General features: G+C 71.3%; 24 protein-coding genes. 11 read left to right on the top strand and 13 right to left on the bottom strand.

The window, feature by feature from the left end; translation table 11 throughout:
* Nucleotides 1-54: 54 nt before the first annotated feature.
* Nucleotides 55-1,002: a metal ABC transporter substrate-binding protein gene (locus H030_RS34470; protein WP_051223510.1), complete on the bottom strand. Its 948-nt coding sequence runs from the start codon at nt 1,000-1,002 to the stop codon at nt 55-57.
* Between the two features lie 65 nt (nt 1,003-1,067).
* Here H030_RS34470 and H030_RS34465 point away from each other — a divergent pair, with 65 nt between their 5' ends.
* A complete protein-coding gene (locus tag H030_RS34465; RefSeq protein ID WP_051223509.1) occupies nt 1,068-2,339 on the top strand; it encodes an MFS transporter in 1,272 nt (423 codons plus the stop codon).
* Here H030_RS34465 and H030_RS0122760 read toward each other — a convergent pair.
* The 3 genes from H030_RS0122760 to H030_RS0122750 all read right to left on the bottom strand — a co-directional run bounded on the left by H030_RS0122760 (nt 2,336) and on the right by H030_RS0122750 (nt 6,451).
* A complete protein-coding gene (locus H030_RS0122760; protein WP_027007822.1) occupies nt 2,336-3,331 on the bottom strand; it encodes an acyl-CoA desaturase in 996 nt (331 codons plus the stop codon). The genes H030_RS34465 and H030_RS0122760 overlap by 4 nt on opposite strands.
* Nucleotides 3,332-3,465: 134 nt before the next feature.
* Nucleotides 3,466-5,652: a methyl-accepting chemotaxis protein gene (locus H030_RS0122755; protein ID WP_027007821.1), complete on the bottom strand. Its 2,187-nt coding sequence runs from the start codon at nt 5,650-5,652 to the stop codon at nt 3,466-3,468.
* A gap of 43 nt (nt 5,653-5,695) precedes the next feature.
* The gene (locus tag H030_RS0122750) at nt 5,696-6,451 is read right to left on the bottom strand and encodes an SDR family NAD(P)-dependent oxidoreductase (protein ID WP_027007820.1); all 756 of its coding nucleotides are present in this window, start codon (nt 6,449-6,451) and stop codon (nt 5,696-5,698) included.
* A gap of 62 nt (nt 6,452-6,513) precedes the next feature.
* Here H030_RS0122750 and H030_RS0122745 point away from each other — a divergent pair, with 62 nt between their 5' ends.
* Nucleotides 6,514-7,452: a lactate/malate family dehydrogenase gene (locus H030_RS0122745; protein WP_027007819.1), complete on the top strand. Its 939-nt coding sequence runs from the start codon at nt 6,514-6,516 to the stop codon at nt 7,450-7,452.
* Here the strand turns inward: H030_RS0122745 and H030_RS34460 are convergent.
* Nucleotides 7,449-8,192 carry a FadR/GntR family transcriptional regulator gene (locus tag H030_RS34460; RefSeq protein ID WP_051223508.1) on the bottom strand — a complete coding sequence of 248 codons (744 nt, stop codon included), beginning with the start codon at nt 8,190-8,192 and terminating at the stop codon, nt 7,449-7,451. The two genes, H030_RS0122745 and H030_RS34460, sit on opposite strands and share 4 nt — an antisense overlap.
* Nucleotides 8,193-8,276: 84 nt before the next feature.
* Between H030_RS34460 and H030_RS0122735 the strand changes: the two genes are divergently transcribed.
* The 3 genes from H030_RS0122735 (at nt 8,277) to H030_RS0122725 (ending at nt 10,587) form a co-directional block, all read left to right on the top strand.
* Nucleotides 8,277-9,935, top strand: coding sequence for a thiamine pyrophosphate-binding protein (locus tag H030_RS0122735; RefSeq protein ID WP_196809238.1), 1,659 nt, complete (start codon nt 8,277-8,279; stop codon nt 9,933-9,935).
* A gap of 71 nt (nt 9,936-10,006) precedes the next feature.
* Nucleotides 10,007-10,381, top strand: coding sequence for a hypothetical protein (locus H030_RS0122730; protein ID WP_027007817.1), 375 nt, complete (start codon nt 10,007-10,009; stop codon nt 10,379-10,381).
* Nucleotides 10,378-10,587 (top strand): hypothetical protein, encoded by a 210-nt coding sequence (locus H030_RS0122725; protein ID WP_027007816.1) that lies wholly within the window; start codon nt 10,378-10,380, stop codon nt 10,585-10,587. The genes H030_RS0122730 and H030_RS0122725 overlap by 4 nt, the downstream gene beginning before the upstream one ends.
* Here the strand turns inward: H030_RS0122725 and H030_RS0122720 are convergent.
* Nucleotides 10,570-10,761 carry a hypothetical protein gene (locus H030_RS0122720; protein WP_155892222.1) on the bottom strand — a complete coding sequence of 64 codons (192 nt, stop codon included), beginning with the start codon at nt 10,759-10,761 and terminating at the stop codon, nt 10,570-10,572. The two genes, H030_RS0122725 and H030_RS0122720, sit on opposite strands and share 18 nt — an antisense overlap.
* A complete protein-coding gene (locus H030_RS0122715) occupies nt 10,758-10,970 on the bottom strand; it encodes a hypothetical protein (protein ID WP_027007814.1) in 213 nt (70 codons plus the stop codon). The genes H030_RS0122720 and H030_RS0122715 overlap by 4 nt, the downstream gene beginning before the upstream one ends.
* A gap of 239 nt (nt 10,971-11,209) precedes the next feature.
* On the opposite strand from H030_RS0122715, the gene H030_RS0122710 reads away from it, so the two are divergent.
* Nucleotides 11,210-12,238 (top strand): hypothetical protein, encoded by a 1,029-nt coding sequence (locus tag H030_RS0122710; protein WP_027007813.1) that lies wholly within the window; start codon nt 11,210-11,212, stop codon nt 12,236-12,238.
* A 318-nt stretch (nt 12,239-12,556) separates the two neighbouring features.
* Here H030_RS0122710 and H030_RS0122705 read toward each other — a convergent pair whose 3' ends face one another.
* Genes H030_RS0122705 through H030_RS34455 form a run of 3 tightly spaced genes read right to left on the bottom strand, consistent with a single transcriptional unit; the run spans nt 12,557 to nt 16,274 of the window.
* Entirely contained in the window at nt 12,557-14,065 is a 1,509-nt protein-coding gene (locus tag H030_RS0122705; RefSeq protein WP_027007812.1) for a sugar ABC transporter ATP-binding protein, read from the bottom strand.
* 4 nt (nt 14,066-14,069) lie between these two features.
* Nucleotides 14,070-15,170: a sugar ABC transporter substrate-binding protein gene (locus H030_RS0122700; RefSeq protein WP_027007811.1), complete on the bottom strand. Its 1,101-nt coding sequence runs from the start codon at nt 15,168-15,170 to the stop codon at nt 14,070-14,072.
* Nucleotides 15,171-15,206: 36 nt separating this feature from the next.
* On the bottom strand, nt 15,207-16,274 hold the full coding sequence (locus H030_RS34455) for an ABC transporter permease (protein WP_081691068.1): 1,068 nt from the start codon (nt 16,272-16,274) through the stop codon (nt 15,207-15,209).
* 79 nt (nt 16,275-16,353) lie between these two features.
* On the opposite strand from H030_RS34455, the gene H030_RS39320 reads away from it, so the two are divergent.
* The gene (locus H030_RS39320; RefSeq protein WP_027007810.1) at nt 16,354-16,887 is read left to right on the top strand and encodes a 2,4'-dihydroxyacetophenone dioxygenase family protein; all 534 of its coding nucleotides are present in this window, start codon (nt 16,354-16,356) and stop codon (nt 16,885-16,887) included.
* Here H030_RS39320 and H030_RS34450 read toward each other — a convergent pair.
* The gene (locus H030_RS34450; RefSeq protein WP_051223507.1) at nt 16,836-17,510 is read right to left on the bottom strand and encodes a GntR family transcriptional regulator; all 675 of its coding nucleotides are present in this window, start codon (nt 17,508-17,510) and stop codon (nt 16,836-16,838) included. The two genes, H030_RS39320 and H030_RS34450, sit on opposite strands and share 52 nt — an antisense overlap.
* 132 nt (nt 17,511-17,642) lie before the next feature.
* Here H030_RS34450 and H030_RS0122680 point away from each other — a divergent pair, with 132 nt between their 5' ends.
* Genes H030_RS0122680 through H030_RS34445 form a run of 4 tightly spaced genes read left to right on the top strand, consistent with a single transcriptional unit; the run spans nt 17,643 to nt 20,882 of the window.
* A complete protein-coding gene (locus tag H030_RS0122680; RefSeq protein WP_196809237.1) occupies nt 17,643-18,533 on the top strand; it encodes a DUF6282 family protein in 891 nt (296 codons plus the stop codon).
* The gene (locus H030_RS0122675) at nt 18,530-19,240 is read left to right on the top strand and encodes a PIG-L deacetylase family protein (protein WP_027007808.1); all 711 of its coding nucleotides are present in this window, start codon (nt 18,530-18,532) and stop codon (nt 19,238-19,240) included. The genes H030_RS0122680 and H030_RS0122675 overlap by 4 nt, the downstream gene beginning before the upstream one ends.
* Nucleotides 19,237-19,866: an RraA family protein gene (locus H030_RS0122670; RefSeq protein ID WP_027007807.1), complete on the top strand. Its 630-nt coding sequence runs from the start codon at nt 19,237-19,239 to the stop codon at nt 19,864-19,866. The genes H030_RS0122675 and H030_RS0122670 overlap by 4 nt, the downstream gene beginning before the upstream one ends.
* Nucleotides 19,863-20,882: a VOC family protein gene (locus H030_RS34445; protein WP_081691067.1), complete on the top strand. Its 1,020-nt coding sequence runs from the start codon at nt 19,863-19,865 to the stop codon at nt 20,880-20,882. Before H030_RS0122670 ends, H030_RS34445 begins: the two co-directional genes overlap by 4 nt.
* On the opposite strand, the gene H030_RS34440 is transcribed toward H030_RS34445, so the two are convergent.
* Nucleotides 20,879-22,942: an MMPL family transporter gene (locus H030_RS34440; RefSeq protein WP_035129319.1), complete on the bottom strand. Its 2,064-nt coding sequence runs from the start codon at nt 22,940-22,942 to the stop codon at nt 20,879-20,881. The two genes, H030_RS34445 and H030_RS34440, sit on opposite strands and share 4 nt — an antisense overlap.
* Nucleotides 22,942-23,670 (bottom strand): hypothetical protein, encoded by a 729-nt coding sequence (locus H030_RS0122655; protein ID WP_027007806.1) that lies wholly within the window; start codon nt 23,668-23,670, stop codon nt 22,942-22,944. Before H030_RS0122655 ends, H030_RS34440 begins: the two co-directional genes overlap by 1 nt.
* Nucleotides 23,671-23,692 lie beyond the last annotated feature (22 nt).

The following is a 23,692-nucleotide window of genomic DNA, read 5'->3' as shown; positions in this document are numbered from 1 at the left end:
GGCAGCGTCCCGCACCCCGGCGCGGGCGCGCCTGCCCGATGGTCTAGGTTCGCGTCAGAGGCCGGCGACCGCGCAGCCGTGCGCGTTGCCCGTGAAGCCGCGGACCATCGCGTCGGCGTTGGCCGCCTCCATCGTCAGGTAGGTCGCGCCGGCCGAGCCCTTCGCGCCGAGCGTGTCGCCGTAGAGCGTGTTGTCGCTCGACGCGCCGGTCTCGTGCGCGATCGCGTCGGCGAGCTTCGGGTTGATCGAGGACTCGGGGAAGATCGCCTTGACGTGCTCGCGCCTGATCGTCGCGGTGAGGTCGGCGAGGTCGCCGGCCGACGGCTGGGCCTGCGTGGTCTGCGACGGGATCACGGCGCCGACGACGTCGATGCCGTAGCGCTTGGCGAAGTAGTTGAAGGCGTCGTGGTCGGTGACGAGCTTGCGCTGGTCCTGCGGGACCGAGGACATGCACTTGGCGATGCCGCGGTCGAGCGTCTCGAGCTTGTTGAGGTAGTTGGTGGCGCCGGTGTCGATCTCGTCGGTCCTCCTCGGCTCCGCCCTGGCGAGCGCGTCGCGGATCTTCGCGACCGCGAACTCGACGTTGCGCGGGTCGTGCCACCAGTGCGGGTCGAAGCGCGAGGCCTCCGGCCCGGACGACTCGCCCGGCAGCGCGACCGGCCGCCCGGCGCCCGCGTCGAGCGTGGCCGGCGAGCCGCCGGCGTTCTTGATGACGTCGCCCATCCACGCGTCGAGCTGGTCGCCCGAGGTGATCACGAGCTTCGCGCCCGCCGTGGCCTGGATGTCCTTCGGCCGCGGCTCGTAGTCGTGCGGGTCGGTGTTGGGCTTGAGGATCTGATGGACGTCGACCGCGTCGCCGCCGACGTTGCGGACGATGTCGCCGAGCTGGGTCGTGGTGACGACGACGTCGATCGCACCGGGCTTGGAGGACGACGTCGACCCACACCCGGCGGCGAGGACGACGACGGCGAGCAGGGGGAGGAGGAGCAGCGAGCGGCGCATAAGATGAGAATGAGTCTTATCACATCGCGGACCGCGCCCGGCGCGGCGTCTCCTAGCATCCGGGCGTGCCCCGCCGCCACTACGCGTGGACGATCCTCGCGCTGTGCTTCTTCGCGATCCTGTGCGCGCAGGGCGTCCGGCTCAGCTTCGGCGCGTTCGTCCGGCCGTGGCAGGAGGAGTTCGGCGTCTCGCGCGGCACGGTCACCGCGATCGGGTCGCTGTCGTTCCTGGTCTACGGCCTCTCGCAGCCGTTCGTCGGCCGCGCGGTCGACCGCTTCGGGATCCGCCGGACGCTGACGATCTCCTCGCTGCTGGTCGCCGTGGGCCTGGCGCTCAGCGCCGCCGCGCAGGCGCCGTGGCAGCTGGCCATCACCTATGGGTTGATCGCGTCGCTGGGCTTCGGCGGCGCGAGCGGCGTCGCGGCATCGGTCGCGGTCACCTACTGGTTCACGCAGCGACGCGGCCTGGCGTTCGCGCTCGTCGAGGCGGGCTTCGGCGCCGGGCAGCTGCTGCTCGTCCCGCTGGCGCTCGCGCTGATCTCGATCATCGGCTGGCGCTCGACGCTGATCGGCGGGGCGCTGCTGCTGGCCTGCGTCGTCGCGCCGGTCTGCGCGCGCTGGCTGCGCGACCGCCCGGAAGATCTCGGCCTGCAGCCGATCGGCGGCCCGCACGCCGCGCAGGTCGACGCCAACGTCGAGCGCACGCTCGAACCGCAACCTGTAGGCCTACAGCAGATGGTCCGGACGCGCGGCTTCTGGGCGCTCGGCATCCCGTTCTTCATCTGCGGCCTGACGACGACCGGCCTCGTCGACACGCACCTGATCCCGCTCGCCCAGGACCGCGGGATCCCGTCGGCGACGACCGGCGTGGCCGTCGCGCTCCTGGCCGCCGCGAACGTGTCGGGCATCCTCGCGTCCGGCCCGCTGGCCGACCGCGTCGACAACCGCCTGCTGCTCGCCGGCCTCTACGGCACGCGCGGGCTGAGCTTCGTCGCGCTCTACTTCCTGACCGGCGGCCCCGCGCTGCTGGCGTTCGCGTTGTTGTTCGGGTTGGTCGACTTCAGCGTCGTCGCGCCGACCCAGTGGCTGGCCGCGCGCTACGTCGAGCCGCGCACGGTCGGCCTCGCGTTCGGCTGCCTCAACGCGATCCACCAGCTCGGCTCGGCGCTCGGCGCCTGGCTGCCGGGCGTCGCCTACGACGCGACCGGCTCCTACGACCATGTGCTGGTGGTTGCCGCGATCGTCCTCGGCATCGCCTCGGCGACCTGCTTCGCCCTCCCCCGCCCCGGCGGCGCGCCTTCCGCGCGCCCGCCCGAGCCGGAACCCGCGCTGCCTTAGGCCGTCGGGCTCTCGGCGAGCTTCCTGGCCTGGCGCTCCGGGGAGATCTCCACCATCTCGGTGACCCAGCCGACGCGCTTCATGCCGCGGATGACCAGGGCCGAGATGTCGAACTCGTACCAGCGCAGGCCGTGCGCGGCGCTCGTCGGGAAGGCATGGTGGTTGTGATGCCAGGACTCGCCCATCGAGAACGGCGCCAGCCACGCGAGGTTCCTGGACTCGTCATCGACGTCGAAGCGCGTGCGCCCGAAGACGTGGCAGAGCGAGTTGATGGAGTAGGTCACGTGATGCAGCACGAGCATCCGGATCGCGCCGCCCCACAGCAGGCCGGTCAGCGCGGTGTGGATCGAGCCGCCGATCAGCCACCCCAGCGCGAACGGGATCGCCAGGCCGGCGACGACCCAGAGCACGAACGTCTTGTCGACCCACGCGATGACCGGGTCCTTCATCAGGTCCGGCGCGTAGCGCTTGCGGTTGGCGCGCTCGGTGTGGAGGAACAGCCAGCCGACGTGCGCGTGGAAGAGGCCGCGCAGGATGCCGTCGTGCTCGTGCGGGCTGTGCGGGTCGCCCGGCTTGTCGCTGAACGCGTGGTGCTTGCGGTGGTCGGCGACCCAGCTGATGATCGGACCCTCGATCGCCATGCTGCCGAGGATCGCGAACGCGGCCCGGACCGGCGCCTTGGCCTTGAACGAGCGGTGCGTGAACAGGCGGTGGAAGCCGACCGTGACCCCGAGCCCGAGCGGGAGGTACATGATGAAGAAGACCGCGATGTCGCTCCAGCGCAGCCATCCGCCCCACGCCTGGCGGGCGACGATCGCCAGCGCCAGGAACGGGATCACGGTGACGGCGCCGGTCAGGAACCGGTCCAGCGCCTCGTTCGCCGTCGGCTGGGTGTCCTCGGGCGTCGGGCCGTCGAGGGGCGCGGTGGCCGGGGCGTTCGCGACAGGCGCGTCCGCCTCGGGGCGGTCGGGAGCAGCGGTACCGGGGGTCATCGCAGCACACACTGCCGCATCCGATCACCCGATTCGCTGTGGCGCTCGGGCGGATGGAGGCGGGGGTTAACCCCCGCCCCATCGAACCATTCGGCGCGCAACCACTCCTCGCGGGCGCGCCTCGCGGGCGCGCGCTACCCCAGCTTGAAGGCGCCGACGAGCTCTTCCAGATGCCGCGCGGTGCGGGCCAGCTCCTGGGCGGAGGCCGCGACCTGCTCGGTCGAGGCCGAGGTCTGCTCGGTCGACGCGGAGACCTGCTCGGACGACGCGCTGGACTGCTCGGCGACGCCGGCGATCGCGGCGACCTCGTCCTCCACGCGCGCGGCCCCGGCGGCGATCTGCTGCGTGGCGGCGGCGATCTCGGAGACGCGCAGCGTCACCTCGTCCACGGCCTCGCCGATCTCCTCGAACGCGGCCCGCGCCTGCAGGACGGTCCGGGTGCCCTCGGCGGTGCGGCTCGCGCCGTCCTGGACGACGTCCACGGCGCGCGCGGTCTCGGCCTGGATCTCGCCGATCAGCCCGGAGATCGTGCCGGCCGCCTGCTGGGACTCCTCGGCGAGCTTGCGGACCTCGTCGGCGACGACCGCGAAGCCCTTGCCCTGCTCGCCCGCCCGCGCCGCCTCGATCGCGGCGTTCAAGGCCAACAGGTTGGTCTGGTCGGCGATCGCGGTGATCGTCGCGACGATCCCGCCGATCCGCTCGGAGCGCTCGGCGAGGCCGTCCATGGCGGCCTTGACCGCCTCCGACGACGCGTGGACCGACTCGATCGCGTGCGACGCGCTGGCCGCGGCGTCGACACCACCGCGGGCGACGTCCCGCGCGCGCTCGGCGGCGCCCGCGGTCTCCTCGGCGGTGTGGGTGCTGGCCCGGACGCGCTCCGCGACGTTGCGCACGACGCCGCGCGCGTCGTCGACCATCCGCATCTGGCGCTCGGCGCCGCCGGCGACGTCGCCCACCGCGTTGGCGATCTCGCCCACGGCGCGGCCGGTCTCCTCCGACGTGTTGGCCATCTCGTCGGACGCGCGCGAGACCTGCGCGGCGCTCGCGGAGACGTCGCCGAGCATCGTGCCAAGGCCCTCGCGCGTCTTGTTGTAGGCGTCGACCGACGAGTGCGTGGAGTCGATCAGGTCGTTGAGCGTGGCCGACGCGACGCCGATCTCGTCGGCGCTGTCGTGGTCGATGCGCTGGGCCTCCGGCGTGGCGGTGACCGTGAGGTCGCCTTCGGCCATCGCCTCCAGGCCGCCGCGCAGGCCGGCGACGTCGCGCTCGGTGGCGCGCAGGCCGCGGACGAACGCGCCGAGCGGGCCGGTCAGGCGCGCGGCGACGAGGACGATCGCGGCGGCGAGCAACACGATGATGATGCCGCCGACCAAGATGAGGGCGTTGCGCAGCGAGCGGGCCTGGGCGAGCGCCTCGCCCTTGGGCGCGATCACGACGAAGCCCCACTTGCCGGTGGCGACCGGCGCGTAGGCGGCGAAGACGTCACGGCCCTTGTGGAACGGGTCGGCGCCGGAGACGACGCCGGAGCGGCCGGCCTTGACCGCGGCGGCGAGCTGCGTGAGCAACTTGGAGCTCTTGGTCTTCGCGACCTGAGCGAGCGTCTTCCTGCCGACGAGCTTCTTGTCGGGCGCGGAGATCAGGACGCCGGAGTTCGAGGCGGCGAGCGCGTAGCCGGTCTTCAGGACCCTGGTCGCCGCGACCTGCCTGTTGAACTGGCTCAGCGAGACGTCGACGCCGGCCAACCCGATGAACTTGCCGTCCTTGTCGATCGGCGTGAGGTAGCTCGCCATCAGCTGGCCCGCGTAGACGTAGGGGTCGAGGACCGTCTCGCGGTTGGAGCTGCGCACCGCCGTGTAGCACGGGCAGGCCAGCGGATCCGGGATCTGCATCAGCGACGCCTTGCCGCCGAGGCGGTTCCAGTACGGCGCGAAGTCGCCGGCCTTGGACATGCCCTTGACGTTCGCGTAGGCCCTGTCGTTGCCGTCGAACCGGTTGGGCTCGTAGGTGACGTAGGTGCCGAGCAGGCTCCTGTCGGCCTTCAGCAGGCGGCGCAGGATGTTCTGGACGTCGGTGCGCGAGCGGTTGGTCGTGACCTCCATCTCCTGCGCGAGCGTGCGGGCGACCGCGGCGCGGGCGGTGGCCGTCGCGTCGAACGCGTTGGCCTCCTTGGCGGCCTGCTGGCCGAGGCGCTTGGTGACGGCGTCCTGCTGGGCGTGCGTCGCCTTGGTGGCGGCGACGTAGGTCATCACCGCGACGCCGATGGCGACGAGCGGGAGCAGGGTGAGGATCAGCTTGGTACGGAGTGAACGCGGGCGGGGCACGGACCAGGTTGTCGCCCTTATGACACCAAGCTTGAGCTTGTGCCTAAACGCTCATGCCGCCGTCGAGCGGGATCGTCGCACCGGTCAGGAACGCCGATTCGTCGGAGGCGAGGTAGAGCGCGGCGAGCGCGACCTCGTCGGCCGTCGCGTGGCGCTGGAGCGGGATCATGTTGTCGAAGAACTCGGTCGCCTCGGCCCGCGGGCGGCCGGTCGCGGTCTCCTCGATCGTGTGCTGGAACTCGTTGTCGACCGGGCCGGGATGGAGCGTGTTGACGCGGATCCTCCGGGGCGCCATCTCCTTCGCGGCGGTGCGCATCAGGCCGACGACCGCGTGCTTGGATGTGGCGTAGGCGACGATCCCGGGGTCCGAGGTCAGACCTACGACCGAGGACGTGATGATCATCGAGCCGCCGTCGCGCATCGCGGCGAGCGCGTGCTTGGCGAGCAGGAACGGGCCGCGAACGTTGACGGCGAGGACGCGGTCGAAGGTGGTGGTGTCGTAGCCGGTGATCGGTCCGGCGTCGCCGAAGATCCCGGCGTTGGCGAAGGCGACGTCGAGGGCGCCGAACCGCTCGACGGCCGTCTCCACCGCGTGTCGCACGTCGGCCTCGTCCGACGCGTCCGCCTTCACGGCGACCGCGCGCTCGCCGAGCTCGGCCGCGAGCGCTTCGAGCCGCGCCTCGTCGAGGTCGCTCAGGACGACGCGGGCACCTTCGGCGACGAAGCGCCGCGCCGAGGCCGCGCCGATCGATCCGGCCGCGCCGGTGATGATGGCGATCTTGTCGTCGAGTCGGCCCATCGCTTCGTGCTCCTTGGACGGTGGCGCAGAAATTGCCTGACGTTTATGGTGGCGGACCATATATGAGCCCGCGCATCGCCATCGTCGGCGCCGGCGGAGGGGTCGGCTCCTCCGTCGCCTTCAACTTGCTGCTGCGACCCGAGGCCTATGACATCGCCTTGGTCGACGGGCGCTCGGGGATGGCCGTCTCGCACGAGATGGACCTGCAGCAGGTGGTCGCGGCAGGCGCTTCCGGGTCGGTCGAGATCGTGACGCTGGAGGAGGTCGTCGGCGCCGACGTCGTGATCCTGTCGGCTTCCGCCCCGTTGACGGTGAACCGGACGCGCCAGGTCTACCTCCAGGACAACGCGGCGATCGTCGCGGCCGTTGTTGGTGTCCTCGGTCCGGACTGGCCGGGCGTCCTGGTCGTCGTGACCAACCCGGTCGACCCGCTGGTCACGTGGATGGCGCGCGCGTTCGGGCTGCCGCGCGAGCGGGTCGTCGGCTACACGGCCAACGACGGGCTGCGGCTGCGGACGGCGATCGGGCAGGCGCTCGGCGTGCCGAGCGCGCGGGTCGACGCGTGGGTGCTCGGCGAGCACGGCGACGGCTGCGTGCCGATCCTCTCGCGCGTGCGCGTGGACGGCGTCGCGGTGACGCTGGACGCGGCGCAGCGGGCGGCGGCGGTCGAGTTCGTGAGGTCCTGGTACGTGCGCCACGTGGCGCTGGACTCCGGGCGGTCCTCGACGTGGACGACCGGCCACGGCGTGGCGCGGATGGTCGCGGCGCTCACCGGTGCGTCCGGGCTGTCGGAGCTGTGGCCGGCGTCGGTGGTGGTCGACGGCGGCGAGTACGGCGTGCCCGCGGGCGTCGCCGTGACGGTCCCGGCGCGGCTGGGCGACGGCGGGCTGGTCGGCGTCGAGGAGTGGCCGCTGGACGCCGGCGAGCTGGCCGGGATGCGCGCCGCGGCGGCGGTGGTCGCCGAGGCCGCTGACGCGATCGGAGTTGTTGTAGGCCGCTAGCGGTCGGCCTTGTTGTGCAAGGTCTCGGTGAGGTACTCGATGTGCGCGCGCATCGCCTTCTCGGCGGCGCCGCGCTGGCGGCGGCGGACCGCGCGCAGGATCGCGCGGTGCTGGTCGAGGATCAGGTCCTGGTCGACGTCGCCGGAGATCGTCCCGATCAGCGACGGCTGCAGCACCTCGAGGATCCAGCCGGTCAGACCGCGCAGGAGCACGTTGCCGGCGGCCTCGGCCAAGATCTGATGGAACTCGGTGTCGGCGTTGTTGAAGGGCTCGGTCCCGGGGGCGTGGCCCTCGGCGGCCTTGACCGCTGCTTCGAGTCTCTCGACCGTCTCGTCGGTGGCGTTGGCCGCGGCGCGGCCGGCGAGCGGGACCTCGAGCGAGAGGCGCGCGTCGAGCAGCTCGTCCATCGAGATCGTGTCGGCGGCGAGCATCAGCGCGACGGACTCGGAGAGGTTCGCGCGCATGCCCTCCGACGGCGTGCGCGCCACGAAGATGCCGCCGGCGCGGCCGCGGCCGACGCGGATCAGCTGGCTGGCGGAGAGGAGGCGGAGCGCCTCGCGCAGCGTCGGGCGCGACACGCCGAACTCGTCGGCCAGCTCCTGCTCGGTGCCGAGCCGGTCGCCGGGCTTGAGGTGCTGCTCCTCCAGGTACTGCCGGATCTGCCACGCGATCTGCTCGCTCGCGCCGGGCGAAGGCGGTTGGAAATGACCTCCGGGGCGTCGTGGTGGTGCGGTGGCCATCTGCGGGCCAGTCTATGGGTTGGCGGTGCGACGCGCCATGGGTGCCCTTAAATCTCCAAACGATTTGCAGTAAGGTCCCGCGTCGTGGACGTCACGCACGGAGAGCACGCGGCGACGACGGCGAGCGGCGGCGCGCCGGGTCCCGGTGGCCGCACCGTCCGGGATGCGACGTTCGACGTCCTGCGGCAGCTGCGGCTGACGACGATGTTCAGCAACCCCGGGTCGACCGAGGTGCCGTTCCTGGCGGGGATGCCGGACGACCTCGAGTTCGTGTTGGGGTTGCACGAGGGCGCGGTCGTGGGGATGGCGGCGGGGTTCGCGCTGGCGCGCTCGGCGCCCGCTTTGGTCCTGCTGCATTCGACGCCCGGGTTCGGGAACGCGGTCGCCGCGCTGGCGACCGCGCGGCAGAACCGGGCGCCGCTGGTGGTGCTCGTGGGTCAGCAGGACCGGCGCCACCTCGCGCAGGACCCGTTCCTGGCGGGGTCGCTGGACGGGCTGGCCGGCGACTACCCGGTGTGGCGCGAGACGCCCGCGCGCGCGGCCGACGTGCCGGGCGCGATCGTGCGCGCCTACTGGGAGGCGTCGACCGGGCGCGGGCCGGCGGTGGTGGTCGTCCCGATGGACGACTGGGCCGCGCCGGCGCCGGAGGAGTGGGAGATCGTCGGGCCGCGGCGCCTGCTGCGCGCGTCCGGCGTGGCGGAAGACGTTGTTGATGATCTTGCCGCGCTCGTGGACGACGCGGGGCGGGTTGCTTTGGTTGCGGGCGCGTCCGCGGAGTGGTCCTCGTTGGTCGCGCTCGCCGAGCGCCTCGGGTGCCCGGTGTGGGCCGAGCCGTTCGGCGGCGCGGCCGGCTTCCCGCAGGACCACCGTCAGTTCGCGGGTCACCTTCCCGCGCGTCGCGCGCGCGTGCGCGAGGTGCTGAGGGAGTACGACATGGTGCTGGTCGTCGGGACCGGCGCGCTGCGCCAGTACCCGTATGACAACGGGCCGCTGTTCGAGCCGGGCACGACGGTCGCCGTCGTCACCGCCGATCCGGACGAGGCGCATCGGTCCGTTGCGGAGGTCGCCGTGCTCGGCGACGTGGCCGCGGTGTGCCGCGGGCTGGCGTCAGCCGTCTCGCCGGGCGGGTCGTCGAACGGCGGCGGCGGGCGCAGCCTCCCGGCAGCGCCGCCCGCGCCTCTTGCTGGTGCGCCGCTGACGCCCGCGCACGTGCTGAGCGCGCTGGCCGAGCGGCTGCCGCGGGATGTCGTGGTGGTCGAGGAGACGCCGTCGTCGCGGCCGGAGCTGCACGCGCGGCTGCCGATCGCCGAGCCGGGCGGGTTCATCTCGGCGATGGGGCTGCTGGGGTTCGCGCTGCCGTGCGCGATCGGCGCGCGGCTGGGGCGGCCGGACCGCGGGGTGATCGCGGTCGTGGGCGACGGGGCGTCGCTCTACCAGATCATGTCCTTGTGGTCGGCCGGCGAGTACCGGGCCGGCGTCGTGTTCCTGGTGTTGTCGAACGGCGGCTACGCGATCATGGACCGCCTGGCCGAGCGCACCGGTGCCGGCGACGGGCCGTGGCCCGCGCTGGACAGGATCGACATCTGCGGGCTGGCGCGCGCGCAAGGTGTCGAAGCGATCCGGATCACCGAGCACGCCGACCTGCTGGCACGGTTCGACGACCTGATCCCGTCGCTGAGCGCGCGCGAGACGCCGCTGGTCGTCGAGGTCGTCGTGGCGCAGGACGAGCGCTTCGATCCGTAGGGTGAGGCACCACTAAACCTACGCTTAGCATTGATCCGGTCGGCGGCTGCGAGACTCCGCCGCCGTTCCCGATGCCGAGCTCCTACGCCGTCCACCCCGTCGACGACGAGATCACCCTCCACCGCCCCTGCTTCGGGGCGGACGATCCGATGTTGTTGTACGCCTTGCGCAGCAACCACGAGAACCACCGGACGAGCGCCGCCGAGGACGCCAACGCCTTCCTGGCGACCGGCGTGTCGATGTTCTCCGATCCCGAGGCGCTCCTGCGCCTGACGCGCCGCCGTCCCGCGCGCTTCGGCACCCACATCATGACGTTGATCCTGCTGCCGGAGTTCGGGATCCACACCGCGGCGACGGGCCCACCCGGCCACCACTCCGTCTGGGGCTCACCTCATCGACTGCTCGAGTGCATCACCGCGATCAGGCCCACCCTCCCGACGCGATGACCCACACCTTCTCGATCTTCGACACCGGCAACCTCATCGCCACCTTCACCGACGCACCAACAGCCCTAACAACCCTGAACCGCCTGGCCGCCGACTCCCCCGAGACCTCCGAGCGGCTGTTGTTGGTGGCCTTCGACGCCTCCGGGAACCCCATCGACGACTGCCTCCCCGGCGGCCACCTGGCCTTCCTACCCCCGGCCCCCTAACCATCCAAGAACGACCGGAACCACCTCGGGTTCCGCTCCGACCGCGCACACCACCCACACCACCGCGAGCCACCACATCCCGGCGACGGCGTAGAGCACGGCCAGAACGACGAACACGACCACCATCAGCGCCCAGAAGGGCGCCTTGAACCTGTTGTGCGCCGGGTCCTTCACGCGCACAGCCCATAGACGCCGCCGGCCAGGCACGCCAACCCCATCACAACCGCGACCGCCCACCGCCGGTACCGCGACGCGACATCATCACCGAAGCCCAGCAACCGCGTCACCGCCGACGTGTTGTCCGGAATTTCGATCTGCCCGAACACCGGCGCCAAAGCGATGAACGCGACGCCGCCAACGATGAGCCCGATGCTGAGCAGCACACCTCCCGGTGTACCCACTCGGTCGCAGGGACGACGATTACTGCGCCGCCAAACACCGCAGCTACCTCCGCGCCCGCCGCCGGACCCTGCCGCACTGCCGCCCAAGAATGAGCGTCACGCGTTGCCTCGAACGAGACGTACAACTACTGCCGCTTGTTGCTCCAGCCGGTCGGTGTTAGGTCTGACGAGCAGACCAAACACACTGCCGTTCCGTCCGCCGGGGACTCGAATCTGTTCCCGTGGAGCGACTCCCGAACGAGCGATACGTCGTCTACTGGGCAGACGCAGAAACACACAAAGTCCTCTTCACGTTCAGTGACAGCTGGACCGTCGCCCGTGACGTGCTCCGCCACCACACACGTGACAGCGTCGACGAGGCGCATTGGATGCGCATCTCATCTCTCATGGGCAGGGTTCAGGAATCCCAGAACGGCTTTGAGCGAACGCTCACCGGCTCACAGCAGCCGGGTGCGTTCAGCGCAACCCTGCTCGGAGACGGCGAGGCGCCAGACGTGTTCGTCGTCCTCAGAAGACCAGGAGACCCCCGAGCGCTACCGCTGCTCGGGCCGGCCCACTTGATCGATCGGGAGGTCAAGGCAATGTGCCGTGAGATCCCAGGGCTCAGGGTGGATCGCGCGACGTTCACCGACGACCCGTTCCGCGTCCCGTCCGACATCGCCACAGGGGCACGGCGCACGACAGCAGCGGTCTTCGCCTTCAACGCGTTGCGCGACGGTGCCTCGGTGCACGATGTGATCAAGGACCTGAGCGTTGCGGAACTGATCTGGCTCGGCTACGAGGCGGGCTACGCGAAATTGGGATCGGCCTTCACGATCATCGCCAAGGCAGCTCTCGCGAGGGAGCGCTCAGCCTCGACCTTGAACCTGTGCGGCTCTGCACATCGGCGCGAGTGGCACACAGAAGCGAGCGAAGCGTGCTACCGGGACTCGATCGCGCTTGTTCCCTCAGCGCTCCAGAACCCCTACGGATGGATCGGCCTCGGCGCGACGCTCCGACGTCGCTGGGAGCACGATGACGCGTATGACTGCGTGAAGCGGGTCCTCAAGTACTACCCCAACAACAAGTACGCGCTCAAGCTCAAGGGCGCGCTGATGCGCGAAATGGGCGACGTCCGCATCGCTCGCGCGAACAAGCCGAACGACAGCGGCCCCTCGCTGATTCCGGATCTACCGTTCATCGACAGCATGCCCTGGGACAGTGAGATGACGCCATCGGACGATGTCTTTGGCGACGACTTGCCGAACTGATGGAGCAGCGTCGGCGATACGGGGGTAGCGGCAGCGGAGACCGGCAACCGGTCGCGGTGTTACGACAGACCACGCACCGGTACTAGAAGCGTCCGCAGCAGCGGCAGTGTGGCCGTGGACACGACGGGTGGCAGCACCGAAGCGTTGGTGACCGCGTGTACCGAGGACGGCGGAGACTGGCAACCGGTTGCGGTGTTGCGACGGACGACGCATCGGTACCAGAGACGCTCGCAGCGGCGGCAGTGTGGCAGTGGACACGACGGGTTGCCGTGCCGCGGCGTTGGTGACCGCGTATATCGAGGAGGGCGCGGTGGGTGGTTAGGCCGTCGCGCCGGTGTTCATCGACTCGAGGATGGTGTGGGTTGAGAGGGCGGGGCCGGAGAGGGTTGTTGTTGCTGTGCCTTGGTGGATGACGACGACGCGGTCGCAGAGGGTGGCGAGCTCGTCGATGTCGGTGGAGCAGAGCAGCACCGGGACCCCGGCCGACGCCGTGCTGCGGATCAGGGCGTGCATCTCGGCTTTGGCTCCGACGTCCACGCCGCGGGTCGGGTCGTCGAGGCAGACGACGGAGGGTGAGGCGTCGAGCCATTTGGCGAAGACGACCTTCTGCTGGTTGCCGCCGGAGAGGCTGCCGGCGTCCTGGTCGACGCTCCGCGCCCGGATGCGCAATCGAGTAGCCAGCGAGGTCGCGTGCTCGCGGAGCTCCGAGGAGCGGATGAAGGGGCCGGACGCCGCCAGGCCCACGGCGCGGATCTGGGCGATGTTCTCCCAGATCGGCTTGTCCAACATCAACCCGAGGCGGCGGCGATCGCCGCTCACCAGCGCCACCCCGGCCCGGATCGCTCCCCGGAGCGAGCGGGGCACCGGGCGACCGGAGGGCAGCGTCACGGTCCCGGACGACGGCCGCGACAACCCGCAGACCAGCTCCATCACCGTGTGGTGCCCGGCCCCGGCAACCCCCGCCAATCCCACGATCTCCCCCGGCGGCACCGTCAAGTTCATGGTGTTCAACCGCCCGTCGACCGACACCTCGCGCAACTCCAGCGAGCCGCCGAGCTGGTCGACCGCCTCGGACACCTCGGCGTCGAGCGTCGCCGTCTCGGTCAGCTCGCGGCGCTCGCCGAGCATCGCGTCGACGATCACCTGCACGGTCAGCTCGGACATCGGCCGCTCACTCATGACGACCTCGCCGTCGCGCAGCACCGTCACCTCGTCGCACAGCGCCATCACGTCTTCCAGGATGTGCGACACGAACACCACGCCGACCTGGCGGTCGCGCAGCACGCGCAAGATGTTCAACAAGTTCTCGGTCGACGCCTGGCCCAGCGCCGACGTCGGCTCGTCCAGGATCAGCACGCGCGGATCCGTCAGCAGCGCCTTGGCGATCTCGATCAGCTGACGCTCGGCGAGCGACAGCCCGTCCACGAGATCCCGCGGACCGACCGACAACCCCAAGTCGGCCAGCACCGGCGCCGCCCTGGCCCACATCGCCCCCCGATCCACGAACGGCCCGCGCTTGGGCTCGCGCATCGGGTACAGGTTCCCGATCACATCAAGATCCGGGAACACGTTCAGCTCCTGCGAGACGACCGCCACCCCGTGGCGCACCGCCTCCGCTGTGGAGGAGAACGAGACGTCAACCCCGTCCAGCGTGAGCGATCCCGCATCGGGCTCCACGGCCCCCGCGATCGCCTTCACCAGCGTCGACTTTCCCGCCCCGTTCTCCCCCAACAACGCATGGACCGAGCCGGCGCGGACCGTGAGGTCCGCGCCGGCCAGCGCGACGACGCCGCCATACGTCTTACGAACGCCGCGCGCCTCGAGCATGTGGTCAGCTGCCCGCGGTCAGGTACTTGGAGGGGTTGGCGAGCTGCTCGTCCGCGATCGGCTTGAAGTACGCCTCGCGGGCGGCCGAGCTCTTCTGCCGCTCCAGGATCTTGTCGATGTTGGTCGAATCGACCGTCAGCTCACCGGTGTTCCACACACCCTCCGGCAGCTTCTTGCCGTCCTGCTTCTGCGCCGCCAGCAGCGCGATCGCGATGTAGGCCTTCAGGAAGTGCTCCGGCGAGATCAGCGCCTGCACGTAGCCGTCCTTCACGCCCTCCAGCGCCACCGGGTCCAGGTCGCACGCGCCGACCAGCAGCTTCTTCCCCGACTGCTTCTGGATCCGCGTCAGCGACACCGCCGCCTGCGAGCCCGGACCGACGTACGCGATCGCGTCAGGATGCGCCTTCACCTGCGCGCTCCACGTGTTGTAGTTGTCGGTCGGCGACTGCTTGGCGTCGAACACCATGAACTTGATGCCCGGCCGCGCCTTGGAGATCGCCTCCCTGAACCCCTGGTTGCGCTGCTCCAGCACCGGCAGGCCCGGGGTGTCGGTCCCGATCAAGATGGTGCCCTTGGTCCCCTCCGGGATCTTCTTGACCATCGCGGCCGCCAGCTGCTGGCCGATCTCGACGTTCGAGTTGCCGATCAGCAGCCTCATCGCGCTCTCGGCGCCCTTGGCCGGCGGCACGTCGACCGCGACCAGCGGGACGCCCTGCTGCCCGGCCTGCAGGATCGGCCGCAGGAACAGGTCCGGCGTCAGCGTCATCATCGCCACGCCGTCCTTGGACGCGCGCGTCGCCGCCTGGAACAGCTGGACCTCCTTCGGCCCGTCCACGTTGGCCGGCGCCGACTCCTTCAGGTTGACCCCGGGCCGGTCGGCCGCGGCCGCCTTGGCGCCCATCGCCATCTCCTGCGCGAAGTTCGTCTCGGTCGTCGGGTAGACGAACGCGAGGTTCGCGGTCTTCGCACCGCCGCCGCCCGAGGACGACGTCGATGCACCGCCCGTCGACCCCGACGAGTTGTCATTGGACGACCCACACCCCGCGGCGCCGACGACGCCGACCGCGAGGACGACCGCCGCGGCGGCCCTCCACCGATTCCACATCACAGCTGCTCTCCTCCTGCTCCCATGTTTCGACAATCAGCCATCGAGCGCGGCGCGGCGCAACGCGCGCCGCCCACGGATCAGGCTGTCCAGCGCCACTGCGGTCAGGATCACTGCGCCGGTCGCGAAGTTCGACCAGTTGACCGGCACGTTGAAGTAGGCCAACCCCGAGTTGACCGCGCTCAGCAGGATCGCGCCCAGAACAGCACCAACAACGGTCGCGCTGCCGCCGCGCAGAGGCGTCCCGCCGATCACCGCGGCGGCGATCGCCTGCAGCTCGAAGCCCGTCCCGATGTTCGGGTCGCCGCTGATGAAGAACGCGAGCCCGAGCATCCCGGCGACGCCGCTGAGCAACCCCACCAACACGAGCGTCTGCACGCGCGTGCGCGGGATCGAGATGCCGCTGAAGGTCGCCGCCTCGGGGTTGGACCCGATCGCCCGGACGCGGTAGCCGTAGGGCGTGAACCGCAGGACCGCGGTCAGCACGATCACCACCAGGATCAGCACCCACACGCTCACCGGCAGCCCCAGCTTGTCGCCGCCCAGGAACGTGAAGAACGAGTTCTGCGCCGGCAGCCCGGTCACCTGCTGGCCGTCGCTCAGCGCCTGCGCCAGCCCCCGGAACATCGAGAGCGTCGCGAGCGTCGCCACGATCGCCGGGATCGCGATCAGCTGCACCGCGACCGCGTTGACCAGCCCCATCCCGCCGGCCAGGATCACGCCCGCCAGGCCCGCCAGCCACGGGTTCCACCCGTGCTGCATCAGCAGCGCGCTGCACACGATCGACAACCCGAAGATCGAGCCGACCGACAGGTCGATCTCGCGCATCGAGATCAGGAACGCCATCCCCGCGGCGATGATCCCGACGTAGACCGCGTTCTGGACGACCTCCTTGAGCTGGTCCCAGGTCAGGAAGTCCGGGTGGCAGATCCCGATGAACAGGATCAGCGCGATCGTCGCGATCAGGACGCTGTTGGACTCCACCGCCAGGGCGCGCCTGCCGAGATCGCGCACGCCGGCACCGCGGCCGGGCTGCTCGCCGCCGTCGGTGCGCGTCGTCTGCGCTCCCCGTCCACCGCCGCTGGGCGCGGTGTTCTCCTCCATCGCCACGCAACTCCCCTCGTTGACCTCGTCGAACGTAACCGAGGCGGCCAGTAACTGTCAAATGTTTAGGATGCTTTGCATGCCCGAGTCACAGCAGAACGAGTTCTGGCGCGACCTGCAGCCGATCGCACGGGTCTTCCAACCCGACGCGCTGCCCGAGACCTACATCCAGAACGCGCCGATCGACGACGACCGCTACTACGTCCCGTTCAGCGCGACCGTGAGCTCCCGACCACTCTGGATCTCCCCCAGCACCAACCGCTGGTGCGACATCCTGATGGCCAAGGAGGCCGGCCTCGTCAACCGCCACTACCACCCGCACGAGGTCTTCGCCTACACCATCTCGGGCAAGTGGGGGTACCTGGAGCACGACTGGATCGCGACCGCCGGCGACTTCGTCTACGAGTCGCCGGGCGAGGGGCACACGCTCGTCGCCTACGACCACCCGGACCCGATGCGCGCGATCTTCATCGTCAAGGGCCCGCTGATCTGGCTCGACGAGGACGGCAGGTCCGACGACTTCTTCGACGTCCACCACTACATCGCGATGTGCAAGGCGCATTACGAGTCGGTGGGGTTGGGGGCCGCGGCCGTCGAGGCGCTGTTCCGCTGAGCCTCGCGCAGGGCCTCGGCGACGTGGCCGAGGTGGCGGCGCATCGCGGCCTCGGCGGCGTCGGGGTCGCCGGCCGCGATCGCGTCGACGATCGCGGTGTGCTCGCCGAACGAGCGCTCGGAGCGACCGGGGACCAAGATGGTGCGGTACTGGAAGCGGACGAGCTGGCCCTTGAGGACCGCGACGAGCCGGTCGACCGTGCCGTGGTGGGCGAGCGCGAGCAGTCGCGAATGCAGAACGGCGTTGCGATCGGAAGCGCCGAGGAGGTCGCCGGCGTCGAGCCGGTCGCGCATGTCGGCCAGGACGGCGCGTAGCTCGTCGATGTCCTCGGGCGTCGCGTGGCGCGCCGCGTGGCGCGCGGCGAGGCCCTCCAGGACCGCGCGCGCCTCCAGGATCTCGGCGGCCTCGGACTCGCCGACGAGCCGGACGCGGGCGCCGCGGTTGCGCTCGTGCTCGACGAGGCCCTCCTGCGTGAGGCGCGCCAGCGCGGTGCGGACCGCGGCGCGGCCGACGCCGAAGCGCTGGGCGAGCTCGGTCTCGACCAGGCGCTCGGAGGGCTGGAGCGCGCCCGAGAGGATCTCGGCGCGCAGCGCGGTGTAGGCGTCGGGGCGGGCGATCGTCACGGTCCAGCGACCGTAGTCCGCGCTCCGTCATGCTGTCAACAGGATTGTTGACAATCCTGTCGACGACGGTCTACGGTCAGACCTATTCCTGCTCCGGGCCACCCCACGCCGAGCGATCGCGCGCGCCAGGTCGTGCGCGGCGCCTACGACCTGCACGTGCACATCGACCCCGACGTGGTCGGGCGGATCGTGGACGACGTGACGCTGGCGGAGCGGTTCGGCGCGCTCGGGCTGGCGGGGTTCGGGCTGAAGTCGCACTACACGTCGACCGCCGAGCGGGCACGGACCGTGAACCGCACCGCACCGCACGGCGTCCGGGCGGTCGGCGCGCTGTCGCTGAACCGCGCGGTCGGCGGGCTCAACGCGCTCGCCGTCGAGATCGCGGCGCGCGAGGGCGCGCGGATCGTGTGGCTGCCGACGGTCGACGCGATCAACGAGGCCGGCGCGCGCGACCGCGAGTACGGACCCGGTGTGGCGGTCCCGATGTGGGTGGCGATCCAGAAGGAGCTGCGCGAGGCGGGCATGGAGCTGCCGCCGGTCGCGGTCGTCGATGGCGACGGCGCGCCGCTGCCGGAGCTGCTGCGGGTTGTTGAGGTGATTGCCAAGCACCAGCTCGTGCTGGCGACCGGGCACCTGTCGCGCGACGAGATCTTCGTCGTCGTGGACGTCGCCCGGGCCGCCGGCGTCCGGGACGTGGTGATCACGCATCCGGAGTTCCCGGCGCAATCGCTCTCCATCGAGGACCAGGTCGCCCTGGCGCAGCGTGGCGCGCTCCTGGAGCGCTGCTTCACCACGCCGTACACCGGCAAGTGCACGTGGGAGCACGTCGCGGAGGGGATCCGGGCGACCGACCCCATCAACAACCTGTTGTCCTCCGACTTGGGGCAGCCGCGCAACCCGCCGGTCGAGGACGGGCTGGCGCTGTTCGCCGACCGGCTGCTGGAGCTGGGGTTCGCGGAGGAGGAGATCCGGACGATGACCGTGGAGCAGTCGACGCGGCTGGCCGAGGGGCGGGAGCGATGAAGCGGGTGCAGGTGATCGGGGCGCACAGCGCGGACTTCGTGTGGCGCGCGGGCGGCGCGGTGGCCAAGGCGGTGTCCTTGGGCGGCGTCGCCGAGGTGATCGCCCTGTCCTACGGCGAGCGCGGCGAGTCCGGCGAGCTGTGGAAGGAGGACGGGCAGACGGTCGAGAACGTCAAGCGCGTGCGCCACGGCGAGGCCGAGCGCGCCGCGGGGCACCTGGGCGCGACGTTCAAGTGCTTGGACTTCGGCGACTACCCGCTGGACGTCGACCGCGAGCGGTTGCTCGAGATCGCCGAGGCGATCCGGGCGTTCGCGCCGGACGTACTGATCACGCACACGGCGGTCGACCCGTTCAACCCGGACCATCCGGTGGCCTACGGCGCGGTCGACCGGGCGCGCTCGCTGGCGGCGGGCGCGGGCGTGTCGAGCGCGTTCGCGACGATCAGGCCGCCGCAGCTGTTCCTGTTCGAGCCCCACCAGCCGGAGCTGTGCGCGTTCACGCCGACGGTCCACGTCGACATCACGAACGTGTGGGAGGCGAAGATCGCGGCGATGGGCGAGATGCAGGCCCAGCAGTACCTGCAGACCTACTACGCCCAGCGCGGCGAGCAGCGCGGCAACCATGCGCGGCGGGCGTCCGGGTTGTCTGAAGTCCGGTACGGCGAGTCGTTCATGCGGGTCCTGCCTGAGGTGGTGGAGCAGCTGTGACGGCGTTCGCGGAGCTCGCGCGACTGGGGAGCGCGACGGTGTACGAGGCGGCCGGCCGGGCCGGCCTTGTCGACGTGGAATGGGTGTCGGTGATCCCGGGCGCGCGGGCGTGCGGGCCGGCGCGGCCGGTCCTGTGCGGGCAGGACGACAACTTGATGGTCCACGCGGCGATGGCCGCGGCGCGGCCGGGCGACGTGCTGGTGCTGACGATGCCGGAGCCGCGGCCGGTCGCGCTGGTCGGCGACCTGCTGGCGACGCAGGCGCGGGAGCAGGGCGTCGCGGCGCTGCTGATCGACGGCGCGGTCCGCGACGTCGAGGACCTCGAGCGGCTGGGGCTGCCGATCTGGGCGCGGTGGGTCCGGATCCGGGGCGCGGAGAAGGACGCGGCCGGGACGATCGACGCGACCGTGACGGTCGGCGGCTGCTCGATCGCCGCGGGCGACGCGGTCGTCCTCGATCCCGACGGCGTGGCGGTCGTGCCGTCCGGGCGGCTGCACGAGGTGGTCGAGCTGAGCCTCGCGCGCGAGGAGCGGGAGCGCGTGAAGCGGGCCAAGCTGGAGGCGGGCGCGTTGTCCTATGACCTGGACGGGCTGCGGGAGCGGGTCGAGGGGGCGTCGTCCTCGTGAGCGACGCGCGCGGCGACATCGCGCACATCCACCACGTGGAGGTGCTGACGCCGGAGCCGGAGGCGTCGCTCGAGTTCTACATCAACGTGCTCGGCATGGAGGTCGAGCACCGCGAGGGGCAGTCGGTGTTCCTGCGCTGCTGGGGCGACTACCAGCGCTACTCGCTGAAGCTGACGGAGTCCGACCGCAACGGGCTCGGGCACATGGCGCTGCGGGCGTGGTCGGACGAGGCGCTGGAGCGACGGGTCGCGGCGATCGAGGCGTACGGGTTGGGGCGCGGGTGGTCGGAAGGCGATCGCGGCCACGGCAAGTCCTACACCTTCGTAGATCCCGACGGGCACGCGATGGAGCTGTTCTTCGAGGCCGATCGCTACGTCGCGCCGGACCACCTGAGGCCCGCGCTGCGCAACGTGCCGATGCGCAACACGGGCCGCGGCGCGGCGGTCAAGCGCCTGGATCACGTCAACCTGCTGGCCGCCGACGTGGCGGCGTGCCGCGCGTTCGCTGTCGACGTCCTGGGCTTCCGCCACTACGAAGGCATACGCCTTGACGACGGCGCCGAGACCGGCGCCTGGCTCTCGCTGTCGATCGCCGCGCACGAGCTGATCTACGTCCACGACGCGCGCGGCGCGCACGGCCGCCTGCACCACATCGCCTTCTGGGTCGACACGCGCGAGGAGTGCCTCCGGGCCGCCGACCTGTTCCTGGACTACGGCGTCCACATCGAGGCGGCGCCCTCCAAGCACGCGGTCGCGGGCGGGTTCTTCCTCTACGGCTTCGAGCCCGGCGGCAACCGCATGGAGGTCACGACCGGCGGCCACTTCCTCTACGACCCGCTCCAGGAGCCGCTGATGTGGACCGAGGCGGAGCGCGCGAAGGGCCAGGCCTGGGGCGTCAGGACGGTCGAGAGCTTCCACGTCTACGGCACCCCGCCGGCGGTCGAGGCGGACCGCGCCTACGCGGAGACCGCGGGCGTCGCGGCGCCACCGCCGACCGAGCCGACCGCGCCGCGCTAGGCCGCGGTCGTCGTCGTCGCCGCGCGGCGCGCGCCCGGACGCCACCAGCAGGCGGGGCCGACGAGGGTCATCGCCGCCGGGACCAGGACGAGGCGGACGAGGGTCGCGTCGAGGGCGATCGCGACGGCGGCGCCGAGGCCGATCTCGGTGATGACGGGGACGCCGGTGAGGGCGAAGCAGAGGAAGACGGCGACCATGACGAGCGCGGCGCCGGTGATCGTCCGGGCCGACCCGGCGATGCCCTGGAGGACGGCGTCGCTCGTGCCCACCCCGGCGAGGTGGCGCTCCCGGATCCGCGACAGCAGGAAGACCTCGTAGTCCATCGACAACCCGAAGACCACCGCCATGATCACCGGGATCGTGACCGTGTCGACGTAGCCGTCGCTGCCCGAGAACGTGACCTTGATCAGCGTCAGGATCCCGAGCGCCGCCCCGACCGACAGGATGTTCGCGAGCACCGCCTGCAGCGCGAGCAGCGGCGCGCGGAGCATCAACGTCAACAACAGGAACGTCGCCAGCAGGATCCAGACGCCGATCTTCCACAGCGAGCCCAGGATCGCGTGGTTGAAGTCGACCTGCGTCGCCGTGTCGCCGCCGACCAGCGACCCGCGCGGCAGCTCGGCGCGCAGGCGCCTGACCAGGTCCTTGACCGCGATCGAGTCCGGGTCGTGCTTCGGCGTCACGACCAGGAAGATGTACTTCTTGTCCCTGGTCCGCGCGCGCAGCCCGGTCCTGACGACCTCCGGGTCGTGGCGGACGATCGCGACCGCGCGGTCGGTGTCCCTCGGCGCCACCAGGATCTTCAGCGGCGAGCTCTCCCCCGCCCCCCGGACCTCCTGCGCCGCCTTCACGCCCGCGAGCGTCTCGTTGCCCTTCGGGAACTGGCGCAGCGCGCCGTCGCCGGTCCTGATCCCCAGCAGCGGCAAGGCCAGCGCCAACAGCACCAACAACGCCAAGGCCAGCGACACCCGCGGATGGCCGACGACGACCTCGCTCCAGCGCCGGAACGCCGCGGCGTTCGGCTTCGCCGGCCCGATGCGCCGTCCCAACAGCGACAACAACGCCGGCAGCAGCGTCGAGCACGCGAGCATCGCGACCAACACCACCATGATCGCGCCGACGGCCATCGACCGCACCGCCGCCGTCGGGACCACCAGCAACGCGGCCAGCGCCAGCACGACGGCGAACCCGCTGAACAGCACGGCGGTCCCGGACGTCGCCATCGCGGTCGCCCGCGCGGCCTCCGCCGTCGCGTCGTCGCGCAGCTCCTCCCGGAAGCGCACGACGACGAACAGCGAGTAGTCGACCGCCACGCCGAGGCCGATCATCGACGCGGTGTTCGGCACGTAGAACGTCAGGTCGACATGCCTGGCCAGCAGCGCGGTCAGCGCGCCGGTCACGACGATCGACACCGCGCCGATCGCCAGCGGCAGCACGGCCGCAGCCAGCGCGCCGAAGACCAGGAACAGGATCAGCGCGACGATCGGGAAGCCGATCCGCTCGGCGTGCGCGAGGTCGTCGCGCGTCAGGTCGACCATGCCGGCCCAGAGCGCGCCCGCGCCGACCAGGTGCACCTGCACCGCCCCGAACCTGCCGCCGCCGGACGTGTCGAGCCCGAGCCGGTCGCGCAGGTGCTTGGCGATGTCCGGCGCGTGGTACTCGTCGGCGTCGAGCAGCAGCGGCAGCACGACCGGCTTCCCGGGCCGCGTGCGTGCGAAGAACTGCGCGAGGTCGCCGTTCTGGGAGACCCAGGACACGTGCCGCACGCCCCTGACCGCCCGCTGCACGCCGCGCGTCGCCGCCGCGTAGTCGGCGCGCGGCGTCCCGCGCGGGGCGACGAGCACGACGCCGAGCGTGGCGGGCCGGTAGTTCACGGGGATCCCGTGCAGGACCGCGTGCTCCACGCGCGCGGAGGCGCTGTCGTCGACCGCGAAGCCACCGCCCGTGAGGTGGTCGGACTGCCTGAGCGCGAACGGCACGGCGCACGCGACGAGCACCAACCACCCGCACAACACCGCGACGCGATGGCGCCCGACCCAGCCGTGGACCGCCGCCAGCATCAGCTGCGGCAGCCCACGCTGCCGTCGTACTTCACGACCTGCCCGGTCGAGAACGAGCCCTCGGCGTGCCAGCGCCAGCGGTGGTCGGCCGGGCACGACGTCGTCGCCAGCCAGTCGCCGCGCCCGGCGACCCCGTGGACCTCGTCGAGGCGCAGCGGGATCCCGGCGACGATCTGCAGGTTCTTCGGGATCGACACCCTCAGGTGGTAGGACCACTTGGGATCGCCGCTCAGTTTGACGATGTCACCGACGACCGGCTCGGCGACGCGCGCCGGGACCTGCAGAACCGTGTAGAAGTACACCTTGGTCGCGCCGCCGTTGATCACGGTGATCTTGGGGTACGTGAAGACGGTGTCGGCGCGGGCGGTCGCGGTCGCGTGGCCCATGATCGAGCGCTTCGGGCAGATGCTCGGGCCGCGGCGCGCGAGCAGCCGCAGGTTGCAGGCGGGGTACTTCGCGCCGTTGTAGAGCCCGCCCCGCGGGAACCACACGTCCACGTGCTGGACCAGCGGCGGGTCGTAGTCGCTGGGGATCCCGATCTTCGCGCGGACGTCGATCCTGATCCCCTGCGGGTGCTTCGGCGTCCCGGCCCTGTTGGGCGTCACCTTGGTCGTGACGGTGATCGTGATCGGGACCTCGTCCTGCGCGAACGCGAGCGCGGCGAGCAGGACGCCGGCCGCGCAGACCAGCGCGGCGACCCCTCCAGCAACCCACCGGCGGCGCTTCACGGCGGCAACGCTACGCCGCGGA

This window comes from Conexibacter woesei Iso977N, assembly GCF_000424625.1.
GTDB lineage: Bacteria > Actinomycetota > Thermoleophilia > Solirubrobacterales > Solirubrobacteraceae > Baekduia > Baekduia woesei_A.
Note: the sequence above shows the minus strand (reverse complement) of the source record. Positions and strands in the feature narration are given on the sequence as shown.